The following is a 20,672-nucleotide window of genomic DNA, read 5'->3' as shown; positions in this document are numbered from 1 at the left end:
CTTGGCACATTCGTTTTTATGTTTACATCTCCTTTTCACTGCCTAAAGCGTTTTGCTTTGGGCTTTTTTGTTACACCCCTTTAATGTTATTAACCTGATAGGAATACAATTATGACAATGCAATTAATCATCAAAAGCCCGAGTGGCAACCCACAAACGATTTATGTACCTACCAATCAAGCCCAGCAAGCGGTAAAAATCAAGCATGCTGGCAACAAAGCAGTATACGAATTACAGGATCCAAGCACTCACCTTGCGCCACAAAGCATTCAAACGGAACGCTTTGGAGAAGATTTGCATATTCGTTTTCAAGGATCAAATGATACGGATATTATTATTGAAGGCTATTATCAATCCCCTGCGTTGGTTGCTGGTTTAGCGGAAAATGGACATTATTATGCCTATATGCCGGCCAATGGCGAACCCGCCTATGCCATTGCGACCCTCAATGAAAGCGTTTTAGCCACCAATGTATTAGGTGATGAAGCCATTTCTTGGGCAACGGAATTGCCTTGGGCATGGCTGGGTGTCGGATTGGTTTCCGCGGTGGCACTGTTCTTTGCCTTGGAAGCCAGAGAAAATGATGGCGATACCAACAATTATTATTCCTCGTCGCAAGAACAAGCGACCCATCAGCCCGTTGCACCAAATAAGCCTGTGCCAGTCTATGACACCAACCATTTAACAACAGAAGAACTAAAAGTATTAAAAGAAACCATTGAAACCCTGAATCCAACTGCCAATGTCTCCGTTGACGCGCAAGGCAATGTCTTTTTATTCTATTCTGATGGTCAAGTCAAAAACCTTAGCCCAGAGCAAGTTGTCGGCCTCAATATGGCGGCCACCACGAATCCGGATACGGAAATTGGTCCGATTGGCGTAACCGATATTCGTATTAACCACTTGAGAAACGTAGACATTGACTACCATATTCTAGCCGAAGCGGAGGCTTATAAAGCAAGCAACCCAGATGTGAAAACCGTCAGGGTTGTTAAAACCACGGAGCATGATTACCCACGTGGCGATACTATTATTACGTATCAAGATAACTCGGTGGATGTTGTAAAAACCACGGAGAATAATTACCAACGTGGCGATATTATTATTACGTATCAAGATAACTCGGTGGATGTTGTAAAAACCACAGAGAAAAATCTTCTGGAATATCTCCCAGCAGAAACACCAAGTGTCACAATAGATGAAAATGGTTCAATCATTTTTTATATTGGTGATGTTAATACTTTTGGAAATGATTACAACTTTCGTGTATCTTATGGCAAGGGCGGTTCTGCCTATTATGTTGTTAACGATGAAAATGATCACGAAGGAGCTTTTTATAATAGTAGTATTGGTGATCTTTCAAGCGCACAACTGGATGAAGTTAACACGAAAGGAACATTGACTGTAGATGCCAGTGAAATTGCTACTATTCCTAACTATGAGTGGCGTGATAAGACTGTTTTAGTAAGTCTTTCTACAGGACGAGGTGGTTCAAAGACGGAGATAACGTACGAAAAGTCATACTACCAACACACCGAGGACGACGACATCATTGCACTTAGTGGCACTGCAACTTTCACCTATGATCTCAAAGGCGGCAATGACCTCGTGGTGTTTACCACAGATAATGGCGACATTAGCTTAGCCAATATTGTGTCGGCTGAAAATGTGAAATTGGTCGGTTCGGGTACCACCTTGAATTTGACCTTAGCCGACGTGACGAGCAACGGTTCTGATTTAGTGATTAAAGATACGGGATCGAACAATACCGTTAAACTCGACAGCAACTTTGTGAAAGGGGCTGAAGCGGATGGTTATTATACCTACACCGCGGGCGGTCATAGCGTAAAAATTGAAACAGATATCCACGTCGAAGTTGTATAAAAAAGCGTTTTACGCCAAGCAATGTCTACATAAAAATGGCCATACCGCACCGCTTGTTCGGTGCGGTATCTTTTTGCTCGGTTCGCCATGCCCACGGCACGGGCAAAAAAGCCCCTGACTACACTGCAAACAAAACAGCAAACAAAAGAACAATAGCATTTTTCATTATTTTATGCTATTTTATGCACCTTAATTTTATTCTATTTATCAACAAAAAAGGAAAACAACATGGAAGCACAACAAGGCAGTCCAATGTCAATGATTATTATCTTTGCGATTTTCGGTTTAATCTTCTATTTTATGATTTACCGCCCACAAGCAAAACGCAATAAAGAACATAAAGCCTTAATGGAATCCTTAGCGAAAGGGTCTGAAATCTTAACTTCTGGTGGCTTGATCGGTAAAATTACCAAATTATCTGAAAATTCTGATGAAGTGGTCATTGCCTTAAACCCAACCAATGAAGTGACCATTAAACGTAGCTTTATTGTGGCTGTGTTACCAAAAGGTTCAATCAAATCTCTTTAATTTCATAAAAAAGGTATTAACCGATGTTAAACCGTTTCCCTTTATGGAAGAATCTAATGGTGATCTTTATGATCGCCATTGGTGCTTTATACGCACTTCCAAATATTTACGGCGAAGATCCTGCCGTGCAAATCTCGGGTACACGTGGTCAGCAAGCCAGTGAAACCACATTAAGTGAAGTTCAAAGCCTACTGAGCAGTAATCATCTTCAACCCAAATCCATTTTGTTAGAAAACGGATCTATTTTGGCCCGTTTTAATAATACGAATGATCAGCTATTAGCCAAAGATAAAATTGCTGAAAAATTAGGTAATCAATATTCAACCGCCTTAAACTTGGCGCCCTCCACCCCCGCTTGGTTAAGCAGTATTGGGGGCAACCCAATGAAATGGGGTTTAGACTTACGAGGTGGGGTTCGCTTTTTGATGGAAGTGGATATGAATACTGCGTTAAGCAAACGCCAAGAACAGTTGCAAGACAGTTTACGCAGTGAATTACGTAAAGAAAAAATTCAATATAGTGCGGTGAAAAATGGCGAGAATTTTAGTACATTGCTCACCATTACCAAACCTGAACAACTTTTTGCTGCCAAACAGCTGATTCGTAAGCAGCATACCAATTTAACCGTCAATGAAGTGAGCGATAGCACCCTTGCGTTAGCTTTATCAGACAAAGCCCTTATTGAGGCACGTGATCATGCCATTGAGCAGAACTTAAGCATTTTGCGTAAACGTGTGGAAGAATTAGGCGTGGCCGAGGCGGTGATTCAACGCCAAGGTGCGGAACGTATTGTGGTGGAATTACCCGGCATTCAAGACACCGCACGTGCGAAAGAATTATTGGGCGCCACGGCGACCTTAGAATTCCGTATGGTAAATGGTAATGTTAGCCCTGAGGCTCTGGCGCGTGGCATTGTGCCGTCAGATACGGAAATTCAGTTAAACCGTCACGGTCAACCGGTGGCGTTATATCGTAAAGCGGTGTTAGGTGGTGAGCATATTACCAATGCTACCTCGGGTTTAGATCATAATACCTCGACCCCTCAAGTGAGCGTGAGTTTAGACAGTGAGGGCGGTGAAATCATGGCCAACACCACCAAACTCAACCTCAAAAAACCCATGGCGACCTTGTATGTGGAATATAAAGACAACGGCAAAAAAGACGAAAATGGCAAAACCATTTTAGAAAAAAATGCCGAAGTGATTAACGTAGCCACCATTCAAGGCCGTTTTGGTAGCCAATTCCAAATTACCGGTATTGATAGCCCTGCAGAGGCCAAAAATCTTTCGGTACTACTCCGTTCTGGTGCATTAATTGCGCCGATTCAAATTGTAGAAGAACGTACCGTCGGGCCATCATTAGGCGCACAAAACGTCGAACAAGGCTTAACCGCCGGACTTTGGGGCTTGGTAATTGTGATTATCTTCTGTTTAGTGTTCTACAAACTTTTCGGTTTCATTGCAAGCCTTGCCCTTTGTGCCAATATGATTTTAGTGGTCGGTTTAATGTCGTTAATCCCCGGTGTAACCTTAACCATGCCCGGAATTGCGGGGATTATTCTGTCGGTCGGGATGTCGGTGGACGCAAACGTGCTGATCTTTGAACGGATTAAGGAAGAAATACGTAATGGTCGTCCAATTCAGCAAGCAATTCACGAGGGTTACAACGGTGCTTGGTCATCTATTTTTGACGCCAACTTAACCACCATTTTAACCTCTATCGTCTTGTATGCGGTGGGAACGGGTCCAGTAAAAGGCTTTGCGATTACCCTTGCATTAGGGGTGGCGATTTCTATGTTTACCGCCATTACCGGTACACGTATGCTGGTTAACTGGATTTACGGTGGCCGACGTGTTGAAAAATTATCTATTTAGTGCGGAGAAAATATTGTGAGTTTATCTAAACAAAAGCACGAATATCAAGGCATAGGCTTACCATTTAGCCTTATCCGTTTTATGAATTTCCGCAAATTCGGTTATCTGTTCTCCTTATTGCTAACTGGATTCTGCATTTTCTGTCTGTTTACCAAAGGCCTTAACTGGGGCTTAGATTTTACTGGCGGTGTGGTAATTGATACCCACTTTTCACAGCCCGCTAATTTGGATCAAGTGCGTGCTACCCTAAGCAATAATGGTATTGCCAGTGCATTGGTGCAAACAACAGGGTCTACCAGTGATGTGATTATTCGTTTACCCGCAACCGCCAGTGACGCTCAAATTGGGACACAAATCAAAGAAATGATGACGGCGCTTGATCACAACATTGAAGTGAAATCTGTCGAGTTTGTTGGCCCAAATGTCGGTGAAGAATTAACCCAAGGTGCGATTTATGCCACCTTAGCCACATTAATCCTATTATTAGGTTATGTGGGAATGCGCTTTGAATGGCGTTTAGGGCTAGGTGGTATTCTTGCCCTTGCTCATGACGTGATTGTTACCCTTGGGGTGTTTTCATTCTTACAAATTGAAATTGATCTAACTTTCGTGGCAGCAATTCTCACCGTGGTGGGGTATTCCTTGAACGACAGTATCGTGGTGTTCGACCGTGTACGGGAGAACTTCCGCAAAATTCGTCGCATGAGTAGTCAAGAAGTGATTGATATTTCCTTGACCCAAACGCTATCAAGAACAATTATGACGTCATTAACCACGTTGTTTGTGGTATTCGCCTTATTATTCTTTGGTGGTGCAAGTATTTATAGTTTCTCGTTAGCCTTATTAATCGGTATCGGGTTTGGTACCTATTCTTCGATTTTCGTGGCCATTGCCATTGCCTTTGATCTCGGTTTAGACCGTGAACATATGCAAATTAAAGTGGCGACAAGAGAAGAATTTGAGGAAGGGTTTTAATAAAATGTAAGGGCGTATTGCATACGCCCTGATATTGAGCAAAGGCGTATGCAATACGCCCCTACACATCATAAATTCTCCAACACCGCCAAGGCGTCCGCCAATTTCTTCACCGTGAAAACTTGCATATTTTTCACCGCACTTTTCGGCTTATTGGCAAAGGGAACAATCGCCCGTTTAAAACCATGTTTTGCCGCCTCACTAATACGCTCCTGACCACTTGGCACAGGGCGAATTTCGCCCGCCAGTCCCACTTCACCAAACACCACTAAATCCTGTGGCAATGGACGGTTTCGGAAACTGGAAATCAAGGCTAACAATAAGGCTAAATCCGCACTGGTTTCCGTCACTTTGACACCGCCTACCACATTGACAAACACATCCTGATCGGACATTTGCAAGCCGCCATGGCGATGTAAAACGGCGAGTAATAACGCCAAACGGTTTTGTTCTAAGCCCACCGCCACACGGCGGGGATTCGCTAACATAGAATGATCCACTAGGGCCTGAATTTCCACCAACAACGGGCGAGTTCCCTCCCATAACACCATCACCGAACTACCCGAAGTTAATTCATCACCACGACTTAAAAAAATCGCCGAGGGATTTTTCACTTCTTTTAAGCCCTGTTCCGTCATAGCGAAAACACCTAACTCATTCACCGCCCCAAAGCGGTTTTTATGGCTACGCAAAGTACGATAACGATTATCCGACTCGCCCTCTAATAAAATTGAGCAGTCAATACAATGTTCCAACACTTTCGGCCCCGCCAATGTGCCGTCTTTGGTCACATGTCCCACCATAATAATGGCGACTTGACGGGTTTTCGCATAACGGGTTAAAAAGGAGGCGCATTCACGCACTTGTGCCACGGAACCGGGGCTAGATTGAATATCCGCCAAGTGCATGACTTGAATGGAATCCACCACGATAATTTGCGGTTTCAGTTGATCAGCCAAACTACAAATTTGCTCCACCGAAGTTTCCGACAACATTTTTAACTGATCCGCTGGCAAGCCTAAACGGTTCGCCCGCATGGCGACCTGCTGCAAACTTTCTTCACCGGTCACATAAAGTGCGGTCATATTTTGCGCTAAACCACACATCACTTGCAATAATAAGGTGGATTTTCCCGCCCCCGGATGACCACCAATTAAAATCGCCGAGCCAGGGACAATGCCACCGCCTAATACCCGATCTAATTCATGAAAGCCACTGGAAAACCTTGGGGTTTCTTGTAAACTGATTTCCGCCAAAGTTTGAATTTTCGCTTGGGTTTCACCGGCATAGCCACTAAAACGATCCCCTTTTGGGGTGGATTTTGCCGAAACTAAACGGACTTCACTGATGGTATTCCAAGATTTACAGGCCGAACATTGCCCTTGCCAACGGGCAAATTCTGCCCCACAATCATTACATACATAAGCGGTTTTGGGTGCTTTTGCCATACTAATTCACCATGCTAATTAAGGCGAGCATACGTTTCAGGTATTGCCCTTGAAAGAATAATTCATTTAATTTTTTCATTGCTAACGCATTATCTTTGCTTTCACTATGCAACTGAATAATCTGACGAATTTGTGCAAATAAATACTGATGTGCGTCGATCACCTCTAACACAATGCTTTCGTCCACATAATCCGTTTCTTGCTGTGCTAACACCTGTTGGAGCAAATAGCCGTGATCCGTATAATAATGATACAGATTAAAAAAGGCACCGATACGTTCTACGGTCTGAATAAAGGTTTGCGCAAAAAAAGACGAGCCTAATTGTAAAGTTTCTTCAATTAATTGTTGTTCATAAGCTAACAGTGCGGTCAAAATTTGCGCAGGATTTTCCGCCGTTTGCTCAGTATGTAAAAAATCACGCCATGCGTCAATCCAATCTCTCGGTGGCGGGCATTTCCCCTGTGCCAGTTGATAACCACGTTTGGCTTTACTGAGCGAACTCAATCGGACACCGTTCACAAAACTTAAATTGGCCACAAAAGTGAATAAATCCGCTAATGCGCCATTTTTTAATTCAAATTCAATTTCACAAATCGGCTCAATTTGTCCATTTGCCTTGATTTCACCTCGATCCAACGCCACTTCAATTTCGGTATGTTGACCACATTCGATTAACCACCACTGACGCGTGAAATCCGTGCTAAAAATCGGGTGGAGTTCAAGTGGCTCGGGCAAGGATAAGTTCGCTATATCTTGCAACAAGGTGACATTCGGTTCAGCAGAATCTAGTGGGAAATTATACTCTGGACGAACATGTAGCCCCCCTGTCACTTTTCCATTGGTTTTGAGGGTTTGGGTAAACTGCTGATTTTCCGACCGCACTCTTAGCCCCATTTTATGCCGTGCAAAATAATGATCGGCGGTATCATAATAGGTATTGGCTAAAAAGATCTGCGCTTGTTGCAATAAGCGGAAATCACTCAACAACTGTGAAAACTGCTCGGCTATCTCAGCGGTGACGGCTAATTTCAATTCGATTTCATTCGACATGCTAACGTCCTTAATAAGTAAAAATCAGGGGTATTATAGAGCTTTTTTCATTTATAGCGTGAATTTTTCGCCCATATAAGGTAATATGCACCCAATTTTATGTTATCTATTTGGAGTTTTCTATGGCAATTAACAATATTCTCGGTTTATTTGCGCATTCCCCGTTAAAACCGTTACAACAGCATTCGGATAAAGTGACCGAGGCTTGTAGTTTATTGATTCCTTTTTTTGAAGCCACCTTTAACAACGAATGGGAACAATCTGAGCAAATTCGCTTACAAATTTCCGAAACGGAACGCCAAGCGGATACGCTAAAACGTGAAATCCGCTTAAAATTGCCACGTGGTTTATTTTTACCTATCGACCGTACCGATTTATTAGAACTCGTCACCCAACAAGATAAATTAGCCAATTATGCCAAAGATATTGCCGGCCGTATGGTGGGGCGTCAATTTGGCATTCCTGAAAGCCTACAACAAGATTTTATGGATTTTCTTTGTCGTAGTTTAGACGCCACGGTGCAAGCACACAATGTGATTCGAGAAATGGATCAATTATTAGAAACGGGTTTTAAAGGACGTGAGCTCAAATTTGTCAACGATATGATCAATGAACTTGATATTATTGAAGATGATACTGATCAAATGCAAATCAAGTTGCGCCGCATGTTACGTCAAATTGAATCCAACTATAATCCCATTGATGTGATGTTCTTATACAAAATTTTTGAATGGGTTGGCGTATTAGCCGATCAAGCGCAACGTGTCGGTTCTCGTATTGAACTGATGTTAGCACGCTCGTAATAATCACATAGGAGATTGACTATGGACGTATTACAACATTACGGCACCATCCTGATTATCATTACCGCCGCTTTTGCCTTTTTTATGGCTTTTGGGGTGGGGGCAAACGACGTCTCAAATGCCATGGGGACTTCCGTGGGATCTGGCACCATTAATGCAAAACAAGCGATTATTATTGCATTAATCTTTGAATGTGCCGGGGCTTATTTAGCCGGCGGTGAAGTGACGGAAACCATTAAAAGTGGCATTATCTACCCAACGAATTTTATTAATGCGCCCGATACCTTAGTACTCGGTATGATGGCTGCGCTGTTCGCCTCCGGTTCTTGGTTATTAATTGCCTCACGCTGGGGCTGGCCCGTGTCTACCACACACTCCATTATTGGTGCGCTCATTGGTTTCGCTTGTATTACCGCAGGCACCCATTCCGTGAGATGGAGTGCCATTGGTGGCATTGTGGGCAGTTGGTTTATCACCCCCGTGATTGCTGGCGTATTAGCCTATGGGATTTTCTTTGTTATCCAAAAACTGATTTTTGACACCGAAAAGCCGTTACATAACGCACAAAAATTCGGCCCGTATTTTATGGGATTAACCGTGTTTATTTTGGTGATTGTGACCGTAGCCAAAGGGCTAAAACATATTGGCTTAGACTTAACCACCCGAGAAACCATCCTGATTTCATTAGGCATTAGTTTTGTCTCTGTGGTCATCAGTTATTTCTATTTCCGCAGTAAACGCTTTATCAAAAAAGCCCGCAGTGGTGTGTTTGGCGGGGTTGAACGGGTATTTAGTATTCTGATGTTAATGACCGCCTGTGCCATGGCTTTTGCCCATGGTTCAAATGATGTAGCCAACGCCATTGGCCCGTTGGCGGCCGTCGTGACCATTGTAGAAAACGGTGGCAATATTATGGCTAGCGCCCCGATGGCGTGGTGGGTGTTACCGCTAGGTGCAGCGGGCATTGCAGCAGGTTTAGTGGTCATGGGTTACAAAGTCATGGCAACCATTGGCACAGGGATTACGGATTTAACCCCAAGCCGTGGTTTTGCAGCGCAGTTTGCCACCGCCGCCACCGTGGTGGTTGCCTCTGGCACAGGTTTACCGATTTCCACCACCCAAACCTTAGTGGGGGCGGTACTGGGTATCGGATTAGCTCGAGGGATTGCGGCATTAAATTTAAATGTGATTCGTAATATTATCGCCTCTTGGATTGTGACGCTCCCAGCAGGTGCCTTTTTCGCCATTATTATTTATTTTATTTTGGATCTTATTTTCCGCTAAAAGGAGAAAGAGTGCGGTTAAAATCACCGCACTTTTCCAGTATTTATTCAGGAGATTGATGACATGCAAAAACGATTAAAAGGACTTTTTGCCTCGCTTTTATGCGTGGCCACCATTCAAGTTGCGCAGGCAGAAACCCAATATGTCACCGAAAATTTGCACACGTTTTTACGCAAAGGCGCTGGCGATAATTTTAAAATTTCCGGTTCAATTCAAGCCGGTGAAGCGGTAAATATTTTGGATCGCAAAGAACGCTATACCCTGATCCGTGACAGTAAAAACCGTGAGGGCTGGATTTTAAGCAGTGAATTAAGTTCAACACCAAGCGCAAAAAATGAAAATCCACAGCTTAAAGCAAAAGTACAGGATTTAACCTTAAAGCTAAATAATCTGGATAAAGACTGGCAACAGCGTACCGTAGAAATGCAACGTCGTGCAAGCGACAGCGACCAACGCAGCAGCCAATTATTAGAGGAAAATTCCCAACTTAAACGTGAATTAGAAATCACCAAAAATAAAAACCGTGATTTAGAAGCCTTATTGGATGCGGGTAAACGTGAAATTGCGATTCAATGGTTTATTTATGGTGGCTCGGTATTGGGCGTGGGATTATTACTCGGCTTAATCATTCCACTGATTTTACCAAAACGTCGCCGTCGTGATGGGTGGTAAAACCCTCGCCCTCTCCCAGAGGGAGAGGGGATGTTTAGAGGAATGGAAATATGCAAGTTTATTTAGTTGGTGGGGCGGTTCGGGATCAACTGCTCAATTTACCCGTTAAAGATCGAGATTGGTTGGTTGTCGGCGCCACGCCCGAACAGTTAATTCAACAAGGCTATCAACAAGTCGGCCATGATTTCCCTGTTTTCCTGCACCCTAAAAGCAAAGAAGAATACGCACTTGCTCGCACCGAACGCAAATCAGGTTCGGGTTATACCGGCTTTATCTGCGATTTTTCACCGGAAATTACCCTTGAACAAGATTTAATCCGCCGTGATTTAACCCTCAATGCCATTGCGCAAGACGAACAAGGCCAGTTGCACGATCCTTTTGGAGGCATTCAAGATATCAAGCAACGCATTTTACGCCATATTTCGCCGGCCTTTGCGGAAGATCCCTTGCGTGTATTGCGTGTCGCTCGCTTTGCCGCTCGTTTTCATGCCTTGGGTTTTACCATTGCGCCTGAAACCTTGCAATTAATGCAACAACTTACTGTACAAGGCGAGCTTGCCCATTTAACTGTTGAACGCATTTGGTTAGAAACCGAAAAAGCCTTGAATGAAAAAAATCCTGAGATCTATTTTGATACCTTGCGACAAGTTGGGGCGTTGCCCCTGTTATTTCCCGAACTGGCTGCCCTTGATGGCGTGCCGAATCCACCACAACATCATCCTGAAATAGACAGTTTTATTCATACCATGTTGGTGTTGCAACAAGCTACCCTACTCACCGAGCAAACCGAACAAAATAAAACGGCGGTACGTTTTGCCGCACTTTGTCATGATTTCGGCAAAGCACGCACGCCCTCCGAAAACTGGCCACATCATCATGGCCACGAACGGCTAGGCATATCACCCACTCGCCAACTTTGTAAACGCCTAAAAGTGCCTCGAGCTTATCAAGAATTAGCCGAATTAACTTGCGAATACCATACCCATATTCATAAGGCCTTTGAGTTGCGAGCAAATACCATTGTTAAATTGTTTAATCAATTTGATGCGTGGCGCAAACCGCAACGTTTTGTGGCGTTTCTCACCGTCTGCATGGCCGACAGCCGTGGCCGTACAGGATTTGAACAGCGTGACTACCCACAAAAAGACTATGTCTGGCAACTTTATCAAACCGCCTTGCAAGTGGATGTGCAGCAAGTGATTCAAGACGGTTTTGAAAAGCAAGGTATTCGAGAGGAATTAACCCGACGCAGAATCATGGCGGTCAAGCAAGAAATGGAGAAAGCAAAAAAATGACTAAAGATCACATTTTCTGACATAAAACCCCAATCACTAAACAAAAAATGAATTTTGACTTCAATCTTAGAACAAGGTAAAATAGCCCTTGATTTTTTCAGCGTACATTTTAATATGAAACTCAAACAATTATCGCTCATTGTGTTGTCTGCCCTGTTATTTACCGGCTGTTCGAGCCTAGACATTAACGAACAACGCCCCACAGACATCAAAACCATCAGCAAAACCGATCAAATCTGGCAACAACATTTAAGCCAACTCAAACAAATTCAACGCTACCAAGCACAAGGTCAATTAGGTTATATCAGCGCAAAAGAACGTTTTTCTAGCCGTTTTGAATGGCAATATGTGAATCCCAAAAACTACACCTTAAAACTTTACTCGACTATCAGTGCCAGCAGTTTAACCTTACAAATGCACAATGCGGGTATGACGATTTCTGATAACAAAGGCAATCAACGATCTGAACAAGATGCGAAATCTTTAGTCAAAGACATTGTGGGGATGGACGTGCCATTAGCACAGTTGGCCACGTGGTTAAAAGGTCAGCCAGATGAAAAAGCCGAATATCAAGTGGGCGAAAATCACTATTTATCGAGCTTTAGCTACCCTGTGGATGGCATTATCTGGACAGCGGATTATTTAGTGTATCATCAGGATCGCACGCCAGCATTACCGAAAGATATTTTGCTGAAAAATGCCACGCAAACCTTAAAAATTCGAGTAGATCATTGGGCTTTATAATGAAAAATTTCCCTTTTTCAACCGCACTTTCCGACTTATCAACGATACCTCAGGGAACCCCTATCCGTTTCCCTAGCCCAGCCAAACTCAATCTGTTTTTATATATTAATCATAAACGGGCCGACGGCTACCATGAATTACAAACCCTGTTTCAATTTTTAGATTACGGCGACGAGTTAGAAATTGCCGTTCGAGAAGATGGGCAAATTTGCTTAACGCCTGCGTTTGCCGACTTAAAACCCGAAGATAATTTAATTTACCGAGCAGCGATTGCCTTACAACAACAAACGCAAACGCCTTTCGGTGCGACAATTCATGTAGATAAAATCCTGCCAATGGGCGGCGGTGTTGGCGGTGGTTCGTCTAATGCGGCCACCACCTTAGTGGCGTTAAATTATTTATGGCAAACAGGGTTGACGCAACAGCAATTAATGGATATTGGGGTGAAATTGGGGGCGGACGTGCCGATTTTTATTGCGGGAAAATCAGCCGTGGCGGAGGGTGTCGGGGAAAAAATGACCTATTGTGAACCTGCCGAAAAATGGTATTTGGTGTTAAAACCTGACTTAGCCATTTCCACCGCCAAGGTTTTTGGCGATCCCGATCTCACTCGCAATACACCGAAAAAGGCCATTTCCCAACTATTACATGATCCATATCATAATGATTGTGAAAAAATTGTGCGAAATCACTATCCGATTATTGATGAACTTATCGCTTGGTTGCTACAATATGCACCAGCAAGATTAACTGGAACGGGGGCATGTGTGTTTGCTGAATTTGACAGCGAACAGGCCGCCCAAGCAATTTATCAGCTCAAACCAGCCCAATTTACTGGTTTTGTAGCAAAAGGTTGTAATAGGTCGCCTTTAGCGCTATTACTTGATCAACTTGAACGACAGAATTAAATTTTCTTCCATTATCATAACCCTGAGGTCAAATTAAAATGCCTGATATTAAACTCTTTGCTGGTAATGCAACACCAGAACTTGCACAACGCATTTCCGAACGTCTTTATACGTCTTTAGGTGATGCCACCGTTGGACGTTTTAGCGATGGCGAAATTCAAGTGCAAATCAATGAAAACGTCCGTGGTAGCGATGTGTTTATTATCCAATCCACTTGTGCGCCAACCAATGATAATTTAATGGAATTAATCGTAATGGTGGACGCCCTACGCCGTGCCTCTGCGGGCCGTATCACTGCCGTGATTCCTTATTTTGGCTATGCCCGTCAAGATCGTCGTGTGCGTTCTGCCCGTGTGCCGATTACGGCCAAAGTGGTGGCGGATTTCTTGTCTAGCGTAGGGGTTGACCGTGTGCTGACTTGTGATTTGCACGCCGAACAAATTCAAGGTTTCTTTGATGTGCCTGTGGATAACGTCTTTGGTTCGCCGGTGTTAATTCATGATATTTTGAAAAAAACCGACTTAGAAAGACCAATGGTCGTGTCGCCTGATATTGGTGGCGTGGTACGTGCCAGAGCGGTGGCGAAATTATTAAATGATGCGGATATGGCGATCATTGATAAACGTCGTCCAAAAGCCAACGTTTCCCAAGTCATGCACATTATCGGGGATGTGGCGGGTCGTGATTGTATTTTAGTGGATGACATGATCGACACGGGCGGTACCTTATGTAAAGCGGCTGAGGCCTTAAAAGAACGGGGGGCAAAACGTGTATTTGCTTATGCGACCCATGCGATTTTCTCGGGTAATGCGGTCAATAACTTTGCCAACAGTATTGTCGATGAAATTGTGGTCACTGACACCATTCCACTTAGCCCTGCGATTCAAGCCTTGGGCAAAGTCCGTGTGTTAACCCTGTCTGGTATGTTATCTGAGGCCATTCGTCGTATTAGTAACGAAGAATCCATTTCAGCGATGTTTAACTAGTCCAATCTTGTTAGCAAAAAGCTACTTTCGGGTAGCTTTTTGTTTATCTTATCCCCTCTTACCACTGAAAAATTACTGCAATTTACCGCAAAAAAGCATACAATAGAAAGCAAATTTGCATACCCATCAGAATATTGCTAAAGTGCGGTATGTTTTGTGCTAATTTCAATAGTTAGGAAAAAAAATGAGCCAAGAATATTTAGATTTTGAATTACCGATTGCCGAACTTGAAGCAAAAATTGAATCACTGCGTTCTGTATCCAGTGATGACAGCAGCATTAATCTGGATGATGAAATCAAACGCTTACAGAAAAAAAGCAAAGAACTCACCAAGAAAACCTTTGCCGATTTAGATGCTTGGCAAATTTCACGCATGTCACGTCACCCAAATCGTCCTTATACCTTGGATTATATTGAACATATTTTCACCGATTTTGAAGAATTAGCGGGCGATCGTGCCTTTGCTAACGATAAAGCCATTGTGGGCGGATTAGCCCGTTTAGATGGTCGTCCCGTGATGGTGATTGGTCATCAAAAAGGCCGTTCCACCAAAGAAAAAGTCTTACGTAATTTCGGCATGCCAGCACCAGAGGGCTATCGTAAAGCCTTGCGTTTAATGCAAATGGCCGAACGGTTTAACTTACCGATTATCACCTTTATTGATACCCCTGGGGCTTATCCGGGTGTCGGTGCGGAAGAACGTGGTCAAGCTGAGGCCATTGCCCGCAATCTGCGTGAAATGGCCTTGCTCACCGTGCCGGTGATTTGTACCGTGATTGGTGAGGGCGGTTCAGGTGGCGCCTTAGCCATTGGCGTGGGTGACAAAGTCAATATGTTGCAATACAGCACTTATTCAGTGATTTCACCTGAGGGCTGTGCCTCGATTTTATGGAAAAGTGCCGAAAAAGCCTCCACAGCAGCAGAGGCCATGGGCTTAACAGCGAAACGTTTAAAACAATTAGACTTAATTGATAATATCGTCAACGAACCGCTAGGTGGCGCACATCGTAATCATGTGGAAATGGCCAAAAATCTCAAAACACGCCTTTTAGATGATTTGGCTGATTTAGACGTGCTAGATAAACAAGACTTATTGGATCGCCGTTATCAACGCTTGATGTCATACGGTTATTGCTGATCAGAAGACTGAAGACAGAGAACTGAAGACAGGAAGAAAATTAAAAAGTGCGGTGAAAAATACCGCACTTTTCTATGATAAATTCAACATAATTAAGGGAATAAATTCAATGAAAAATGTACTTTCCATTCAATCTCATGTGGTGTTTGGGTATGCGGGCAATAAATCTGCCACCTTTCCAATGCAATTAAACGGGATTGATGTGTGGGCATTAAATACGGTGCAATTTTCCAATCATACCCAATATGGCAAATGGACGGGCATGGTGATTCCGAAAGAACAAATTGGTGAAATTGTCCAGGGCATTGATGACATTGGCGAACTGGCCAAATGTGATGCGGTGTATTCGGGTTATATTGGCTCCGCAGAACAGGTTGATGAAATCATTAAGGCTTATCATAAAGTCAAAGCCATCAATCCAAACGCCTTATATTTATGCGATCCCGTCATGGGCAACCCTGAAAAAGGCTGCGTGGTGGCAGGCGGTGTGAAAGAGGGATTAATCAACATTGCGATTCCACAAGCGGATATTATTACCCCGAATTTGCTTGAATTACGTGAATTAAGCGGTTTGCCTGTCAACAATATTGAACAAGCCATCACCGCAGTTAAACACCTCTTAAGCAAAGGCCCGAAAATCGTGATTGTCAAACATTTAGGCGAGGCAGGACGAGATACAAACCAATTTGAAATGTTAATGGGGACACAACATGGGGTATGGAGCCTCATTCGTCCGCTCTATCCGTTCGCCAAGCACCCCGTTGGCGTGGGCGATTTAACCGCAAGTTTATTCTTAGCGAATTTACTCAATGGCCATAATGAATTGGCGGCCTTTGAACGCATGGGCAATGCGGTGCATGATGTGATGAAAATCACCCATGATGTCAATTCCTATGAATTGCAACTCATTGAGGCACGTCATGTGATTATGCAGCCTGTTTCAAGCTATCAAGCAGAAAAAATTGCTTAACCCCCTCACCCTAGCCCTCTCCCAGAGGGAGAGGGGATGGTAAGATGATGATAAAATGCGTTTAGTTACCGAATTTCAATCTCAACTGCAACACACTCACTATCTGATCGCCTTGAGTGGTGGATTGGATTCCACGGCGCTAGTTTCTCTCATGGCAAAAGCCCGAGAAAAACAACCGCACTTGCAATTACGAGCGGTGCATATTCATCATGGATTACATCCTCATGCCGATCACTGGGTCAGCCATTGTGAGCAACTTTGCCAGCAATTCGCCATTCCCTTACTGGTGAAAAAAGTGCAAGTGGATCACACTAATGGCCTTGAACAAGGCGCAAGAGAGGCACGCTATCAAGCCATTGCGGACAGTCGATTGCCCAATGAAATCGTGGTTACCGCCCATCATTTACAAGATCAAGCCGAAACTTTTTTTCTTGCCTTAAAGCGAGGGAGTGGCGTGCAAGGATTGGGCGCCATGCCACCCTATGCGGCGCTAAATGGCATGCCGATTTTTCGACCGTTGCTGACCTCTTCACGTCAGCAGTTGGAACATTATGTGCAGGCGGAAAAATTAACTTGGGTGGAGGACGATAGCAATGCGGATCTGCGCTACGACCGTAATTTTTTACGTCATCAGGTGTTGCCGACACTGCGGCAACGTTGGCCACATTTCGATCAAATGGTCGCCCGTTCAGCACAACATTGCGCAGAACAACAACAGCTTATTCATCAATTATTGGCTGAAGATTTTCAACACCATTTCGATCCCCATCAAGGGACATTGTCAATCGTGCAATGGTCGGAATATCCTGCTCTCAAACAAAATGCCTTGTTAAGAATGTGGCTTGCCGCATTACACCACCCCATGCCGTCAGTGGTTCAACTGGCACATATTAAAAAAGAGGTGATTGCAGCCCGAGCTGATGCCATGCCACATTATGTGCTAGGTAACAAGGTTATTCGTCGTTATCAACAACGGCTTTACCTCACGGATCACTTGGCGGATATCAGCCATTTTCAACAGCCACTTTCGCCCGAACTGCGGTTGAAATTACCCGATAATCTTGGCGCACTGTGGTTAGAAAAAAATCCCGACTTTTTCACCGCAGTTTGGCAACAGGCAAACCAATTACATCATCTGGATCTGCCTTTCACAGCGCTGCCGATTTGGGTAAAATTTGCCTATTCTGGCTCGGTACAATTAGTCGGTCAGAAAATGCGCCGTGACATCAAAAAGATTTGGCAACAATTCAACGTTCCTGTGTGGCAACGCCAACGGATTCCGTTGATTTTTTATGGAGATAAATTACAAGGCGCCGTAGGGCTATTTCGTGCCGATTAAACGGGACGAATGGTGTCCATGTCCAGTTTTGCCTCAAAGTGTTTTTGTAACAATTGAATACCGTTATCTGCCAGTAAATTCTGTGTTGTTTGCGCGATGAGTTCTTGATGAATCTGTTGATAATGCTCCAATGGCGTCAACGTGGCGGGATCATCATGGAGGGTAATCCGTAATTGTAAGGGGTGATGAAAGAAGTCCGATAAGCGTTGGGTCAGCGCCGCAATGGAATTCTCACGTTGTAAATGGGATTGATTTGAACGTAGTCCAAGGTGAACTTCCTGTTCATTTTGCGCCAACAAGACGGAATTAATGGCTAATTGCTTGGCCATTTTTATATCATCTAAGCCTAATTGTTCAATAATGTGAAACCATGGATCCCGTTCAATCCCAATTTTCACCATTTTCTGTCTTAATTCAGGGCTTTTCTGCTCTAAAATCAGCTTTTTAATATCAGAAGGGCGCATGGACTCCGCTTGATTCGCCAATTCGGGATTCATCCATTCCCAACGATAATCCTCCGCATTCAGTTCGGTGGGATTGTCATCATGTTCAGTAGGATTTTCGCTGGCCATATCCAACTCGCTACTAACCTCAGGTTTCACAGTTTCAGACGGTGCTACGTCAGCAAGTTTTGCTAATCGATCCATCAGATCAGGTTGTGTTTTTTTGCTTGGACGAGATGAAATCACCGGTAATTCAAGGGGTTGAACCGAATCAGGACGAGTGTTACTCGCTTTACTTAACGGCGACTTTTTTTTTTCGTTATCCGTTTGTTGGTTCAAGGTCGCACGTAGTTTTTGTAACTGATCCACTGCGCTTAATGCCTGATTGCCCTCGGCATGAATGGACTTCTGCGACGGTTCTTTCGGTGAATGTTGAACGGCATGTTGTGCAGGATAATTGGCTTTAATATTTTGTGAGACCACAGGCATATCCACCAAATTTTCTGTCGCATTTGATGTCGGCACGGTTTGTACCGCAGCGGCTTGGCTGAATTTAGGGTGAAACGCCAAGGCACGCAGTAAGGTCATTTCTGCGCCAATGCGACGATTCGGGGCAAAGGCTAGCTCTTTTCTGCCCATGACAATCATTTGATAAAATAACTGCACATCTTCAGGCGACATATGTTGGGCAAGAAATGTGATAGGGCTGTTTTCTTGCACATTGACGGGCAGCAACTGCTGCATGGCAATTTGATGTAATTTCTCGCCCACTTCAAGCAAAAGCTGATCCCAATCCACACCCTTTTCAGCCACCGACTGCACGACCGCCATCAATTTCTCGCCATTACCTTGTTGCAAGGCATACAAAATCTCAATCGGTTGGTTATCATCCAATAAGCCCAACATTTTGTTGACAATGTCGGTGCGAATATCTCCATTCGACATGGCAATAGCCTGATCGGTCAGGCTCAAACTATCACGAATACTGCCCTGAGCCGATTTTGCAAGGCGATCAAGTGCGGTCAATTCATAGGGAATTTTTTCTGCGTCTAAAATATGGGCTAAATGTTGGCTAATTTGTTGCTGATCTAATGCTTTTAAATGAAACTGCATGCAACGGGATAAAATCGTGATCGGCAATTTTTGCGGATCGGTGGTGGCCAACAGGAATTTGACATATTCAGGCGGTTCTTCCAAGGTTTTGAGTAAGGCATTGAAAGAATGACGTGACAGCATATGCACTTCATCAATCAAATACACCTTGTAACGGCCTTGCACCGGTTTATACTGAACGTTATCCAATAATTCTCGGGTATCTTCAACTTTGGTACGTGAGGCGGCGTCAATCTCAATCAGATCAATGAAATTGCCCTGTTCAATGGCTTTACAATGTTCACATTCACCGCAGGGTTCGGCCGTCACGCCATGAATACAATTTAAGCCTTTGGCAAATAAGCGAGCAATAGAGGTCTTGCCGACACCTCGAGTACCCGAAAAAAGATAAGCATGGTGTAGGCGATTTTCTTTCAAGCCATTAGAAAGTGCGGTCAAAATATGCGTTTGGCCGACAACTTCACGAAAGGTTTTTGGTCGCCATTTACGGGCGAGAACTTGATAACTCACGTCTTATCCTTTTTTTATTTTACTTTCGCTATCCCCTCTCCCTCTGGGAGGGGGCTAGGGTGAGGGTAACCATTAATGTCCTGCAAAATCTACCAAGGTAAACGGCTCAACGCCCAATTTACGTAAACGTTCTTCGCCGCCTAATTCTGGTAAACTGATCACAAAGGCCGCATGTTTAACTTCACCGCCTAAACGCTGAACCAATTTCACGCAAGCCTCGAGCGTGCCACCTGTGGCTAATAAATCATCAATGATTAACACCTTATCACCCGCTTGAATCGAATCCGAATGGATTTCTAAGGTATCTTCACCATATTCTAATTGGTAATTTTGTGAAATCACGGCACGAGGTAATTTGCCTGGTTTACGCACTAAAATAAAAGGTAAACCTAACGCAATGGCAACCGGTGCACCAAAAATAAAACCACGTGACTCAGTACCAATAATTTTGGTAATACCCACATCTTTAAATTGTGCAGCCATGAGATTAACAGTTGCGCTAAAGGCCTCTGGCACTTCCGTTAAACTGGTGATGTCACGGAAAATAATTCCCGCTTTCGGATAATTAGGAATGGATTTAATCGAAGATTTAATAAGCTGTAATTGTTCGTTCATTTTGTCGCCCAAAGTGCGGTCAGAATGTTGACCTTTTATAAAAATTAACGCTGTGAATGTAAAGAAATTTGCCTTAAATTGCAAGCGTTATA

At 43.8% G+C, this 20,672-nt stretch carries 18 protein-coding genes; 14 read left to right on the top strand and 4 right to left on the bottom strand.

Annotated elements, in window-relative coordinates; all coding sequences use genetic code 11:
* The first annotated feature begins 111 nt into the window (after nucleotides 1–111).
* From ACTG7X_RS01380 to secF, 4 genes are all read left to right on the top strand, one after another.
* Nucleotides 112–1,884 (top strand): hypothetical protein, encoded by a 1,773-nt coding sequence (locus tag ACTG7X_RS01380; RefSeq protein ID WP_439256756.1) that lies wholly within the window; start codon nucleotides 112–114, stop codon nucleotides 1,882–1,884.
* Nucleotides 1,885–2,112: 228 nt separating this feature from the next.
* Nucleotides 2,113–2,412, top strand: a complete 300-nt coding sequence (gene yajC / locus ACTG7X_RS01375) for a preprotein translocase subunit YajC (RefSeq protein WP_439256755.1) — start codon at nucleotides 2,113–2,115, stop codon at nucleotides 2,410–2,412.
* A gap of 23 nt (nucleotides 2,413–2,435) precedes the next feature.
* On the top strand, nucleotides 2,436–4,286 hold the full coding sequence (gene secD, locus ACTG7X_RS01370) for a protein translocase subunit SecD (protein ID WP_439256754.1): 1,851 nt from the start codon (nucleotides 2,436–2,438) through the stop codon (nucleotides 4,284–4,286).
* A 15-nt stretch (nucleotides 4,287–4,301) separates the two neighbouring features.
* The gene (gene secF, locus ACTG7X_RS01365; RefSeq protein ID WP_439256753.1) at nucleotides 4,302–5,261 is read left to right on the top strand and encodes a protein translocase subunit SecF; all 960 of its coding nucleotides are present in this window, start codon (nucleotides 4,302–4,304) and stop codon (nucleotides 5,259–5,261) included.
* Nucleotides 5,262–5,329: 68 nt separating this feature from the next.
* On the opposite strand, the gene radA is transcribed toward secF, so the two are convergent.
* Nucleotides 5,330–6,709 carry a DNA repair protein RadA gene (radA, locus tag ACTG7X_RS01360; protein ID WP_439256752.1) on the bottom strand — a complete coding sequence of 460 codons (1,380 nt, stop codon included), beginning with the start codon at nucleotides 6,707–6,709 and terminating at the stop codon, nucleotides 5,330–5,332.
* Nucleotide 6,710: 1 nt separating this feature from the next.
* Nucleotides 6,711–7,760, bottom strand: a complete 1,050-nt coding sequence (locus ACTG7X_RS01355; RefSeq protein WP_439256751.1) for a CYTH domain-containing protein — start codon at nucleotides 7,758–7,760, stop codon at nucleotides 6,711–6,713.
* A 122-nt stretch (nucleotides 7,761–7,882) separates the two neighbouring features.
* Here ACTG7X_RS01355 and ACTG7X_RS01350 point away from each other — a divergent pair, with 122 nt between their 5' ends.
* From ACTG7X_RS01350 to tilS, 10 genes are all read left to right on the top strand, one after another.
* Nucleotides 7,883–8,563, top strand: coding sequence for a TIGR00153 family protein (locus tag ACTG7X_RS01350; protein WP_439240754.1), 681 nt, complete (start codon nucleotides 7,883–7,885; stop codon nucleotides 8,561–8,563).
* 21 nt (nucleotides 8,564–8,584) lie between these two features.
* Nucleotides 8,585–9,847, top strand: a complete 1,263-nt coding sequence (locus ACTG7X_RS01345; protein WP_439256750.1) for an inorganic phosphate transporter — start codon at nucleotides 8,585–8,587, stop codon at nucleotides 9,845–9,847.
* A gap of 63 nt (nucleotides 9,848–9,910) precedes the next feature.
* Nucleotides 9,911–10,519, top strand: a complete 609-nt coding sequence (locus ACTG7X_RS01340; protein WP_439256749.1) for a TIGR04211 family SH3 domain-containing protein — start codon at nucleotides 9,911–9,913, stop codon at nucleotides 10,517–10,519.
* 50 nt (nucleotides 10,520–10,569) lie between these two features.
* Nucleotides 10,570–11,814 carry a multifunctional CCA addition/repair protein gene (locus tag ACTG7X_RS01335; RefSeq protein ID WP_439256748.1) on the top strand — a complete coding sequence of 415 codons (1,245 nt, stop codon included), beginning with the start codon at nucleotides 10,570–10,572 and terminating at the stop codon, nucleotides 11,812–11,814.
* 114 nt (nucleotides 11,815–11,928) lie between these two features.
* Nucleotides 11,929–12,558, top strand: coding sequence for a lipoprotein insertase outer membrane protein LolB (gene lolB, locus ACTG7X_RS01330; protein ID WP_439256869.1), 630 nt, complete (start codon nucleotides 11,929–11,931; stop codon nucleotides 12,556–12,558).
* A complete protein-coding gene (ispE, locus tag ACTG7X_RS01325) occupies nucleotides 12,558–13,466 on the top strand; it encodes a 4-(cytidine 5'-diphospho)-2-C-methyl-D-erythritol kinase (protein WP_439256747.1) in 909 nt (302 codons plus the stop codon). Before lolB ends, ispE begins: the two co-directional genes overlap by 1 nt.
* A gap of 38 nt (nucleotides 13,467–13,504) precedes the next feature.
* Entirely contained in the window at nucleotides 13,505–14,452 is a 948-nt protein-coding gene (locus ACTG7X_RS01320; protein ID WP_439240765.1) for a ribose-phosphate pyrophosphokinase, read from the top strand.
* A 184-nt stretch (nucleotides 14,453–14,636) separates the two neighbouring features.
* Nucleotides 14,637–15,590, top strand: a complete 954-nt coding sequence (gene accA / locus ACTG7X_RS01315) for an acetyl-CoA carboxylase carboxyl transferase subunit alpha (RefSeq protein ID WP_439256746.1) — start codon at nucleotides 14,637–14,639, stop codon at nucleotides 15,588–15,590.
* 109 nt (nucleotides 15,591–15,699) lie between these two features.
* A complete protein-coding gene (gene pdxY / locus ACTG7X_RS01310) occupies nucleotides 15,700–16,560 on the top strand; it encodes a pyridoxal kinase PdxY (protein ID WP_439256745.1) in 861 nt (286 codons plus the stop codon).
* 55 nt (nucleotides 16,561–16,615) lie between these two features.
* Nucleotides 16,616–17,899 carry a tRNA lysidine(34) synthetase TilS gene (tilS, locus tag ACTG7X_RS01305; protein ID WP_439256744.1) on the top strand — a complete coding sequence of 428 codons (1,284 nt, stop codon included), beginning with the start codon at nucleotides 16,616–16,618 and terminating at the stop codon, nucleotides 17,897–17,899.
* Here tilS and dnaX read toward each other — a convergent pair.
* Together dnaX and apt are read right to left on the bottom strand one after the other, a co-directional pair.
* The gene (gene dnaX, locus ACTG7X_RS01300) at nucleotides 17,896–19,965 is read right to left on the bottom strand and encodes a DNA polymerase III subunit gamma/tau (RefSeq protein ID WP_439256743.1); all 2,070 of its coding nucleotides are present in this window, start codon (nucleotides 19,963–19,965) and stop codon (nucleotides 17,896–17,898) included. The two genes, tilS and dnaX, sit on opposite strands and share 4 nt — an antisense overlap.
* A 72-nt stretch (nucleotides 19,966–20,037) precedes the next feature.
* Nucleotides 20,038–20,580 carry an adenine phosphoribosyltransferase gene (gene apt, locus ACTG7X_RS01295; RefSeq protein ID WP_439256742.1) on the bottom strand — a complete coding sequence of 181 codons (543 nt, stop codon included), beginning with the start codon at nucleotides 20,578–20,580 and terminating at the stop codon, nucleotides 20,038–20,040.
* Nucleotides 20,581–20,672: the final 92 nt, after the last annotated feature.

Origin of the sequence: Lonepinella sp. BR2271, assembly GCF_051851515.1 — a bacterium.
Taxonomy (GTDB): Bacteria; Pseudomonadota; Gammaproteobacteria; order Enterobacterales; family Pasteurellaceae; genus Lonepinella.
This window is presented reverse-complemented; position numbering and strand designations above follow the sequence as displayed.

What these genes read in the sequence shown, in the direction of transcription:
- ACTG7X_RS01340 (WP_439256749.1), top strand. Translation starts at nt 9,911, where the DNA reads ATGCAAAAACGATTAAAAGGACTTTTTGCCTCGCTTTTATGCGTGGCC.
- ACTG7X_RS01335 (WP_439256748.1), top strand. Translation starts at nt 10,570, where the DNA reads ATGCAAGTTTATTTAGTTGGTGGGGCGGTTCGGGATCAACTGCTCAAT.
- ACTG7X_RS01355 (WP_439256751.1), bottom strand. Translation starts at nt 7,760, where the DNA reads ATGTCGAATGAAATCGAATTGAAATTAGCCGTCACCGCTGAGATAGCC.
- yajC (WP_439256755.1), top strand. Translation starts at nt 2,113, where the DNA reads ATGGAAGCACAACAAGGCAGTCCAATGTCAATGATTATTATCTTTGCG.
- lolB (WP_439256869.1), top strand. Translation starts at nt 11,929, where the DNA reads ATGAAACTCAAACAATTATCGCTCATTGTGTTGTCTGCCCTGTTATTT.
- ACTG7X_RS01345 (WP_439256750.1), top strand. Translation starts at nt 8,585, where the DNA reads ATGGACGTATTACAACATTACGGCACCATCCTGATTATCATTACCGCC.
- accA (WP_439256746.1), top strand. Translation starts at nt 14,637, where the DNA reads ATGAGCCAAGAATATTTAGATTTTGAATTACCGATTGCCGAACTTGAA.
- pdxY (WP_439256745.1), top strand. Translation starts at nt 15,700, where the DNA reads ATGAAAAATGTACTTTCCATTCAATCTCATGTGGTGTTTGGGTATGCG.
- ispE (WP_439256747.1), top strand. Translation starts at nt 12,558, where the DNA reads ATGAAAAATTTCCCTTTTTCAACCGCACTTTCCGACTTATCAACGATA.
- tilS (WP_439256744.1), top strand. Translation starts at nt 16,616, where the DNA reads ATGCGTTTAGTTACCGAATTTCAATCTCAACTGCAACACACTCACTAT.
- apt (WP_439256742.1), bottom strand. Translation starts at nt 20,580, where the DNA reads ATGAACGAACAATTACAGCTTATTAAATCTTCGATTAAATCCATTCCT.
- ACTG7X_RS01350 (WP_439240754.1), top strand. Translation starts at nt 7,883, where the DNA reads ATGGCAATTAACAATATTCTCGGTTTATTTGCGCATTCCCCGTTAAAA.
- secD (WP_439256754.1), top strand. Translation starts at nt 2,436, where the DNA reads ATGTTAAACCGTTTCCCTTTATGGAAGAATCTAATGGTGATCTTTATG.
- radA (WP_439256752.1), bottom strand. Translation starts at nt 6,709, where the DNA reads ATGGCAAAAGCACCCAAAACCGCTTATGTATGTAATGATTGTGGGGCA.
- ACTG7X_RS01380 (WP_439256756.1), top strand. Translation starts at nt 112, where the DNA reads ATGACAATGCAATTAATCATCAAAAGCCCGAGTGGCAACCCACAAACG.
- ACTG7X_RS01320 (WP_439240765.1), top strand. Translation starts at nt 13,505, where the DNA reads ATGCCTGATATTAAACTCTTTGCTGGTAATGCAACACCAGAACTTGCA.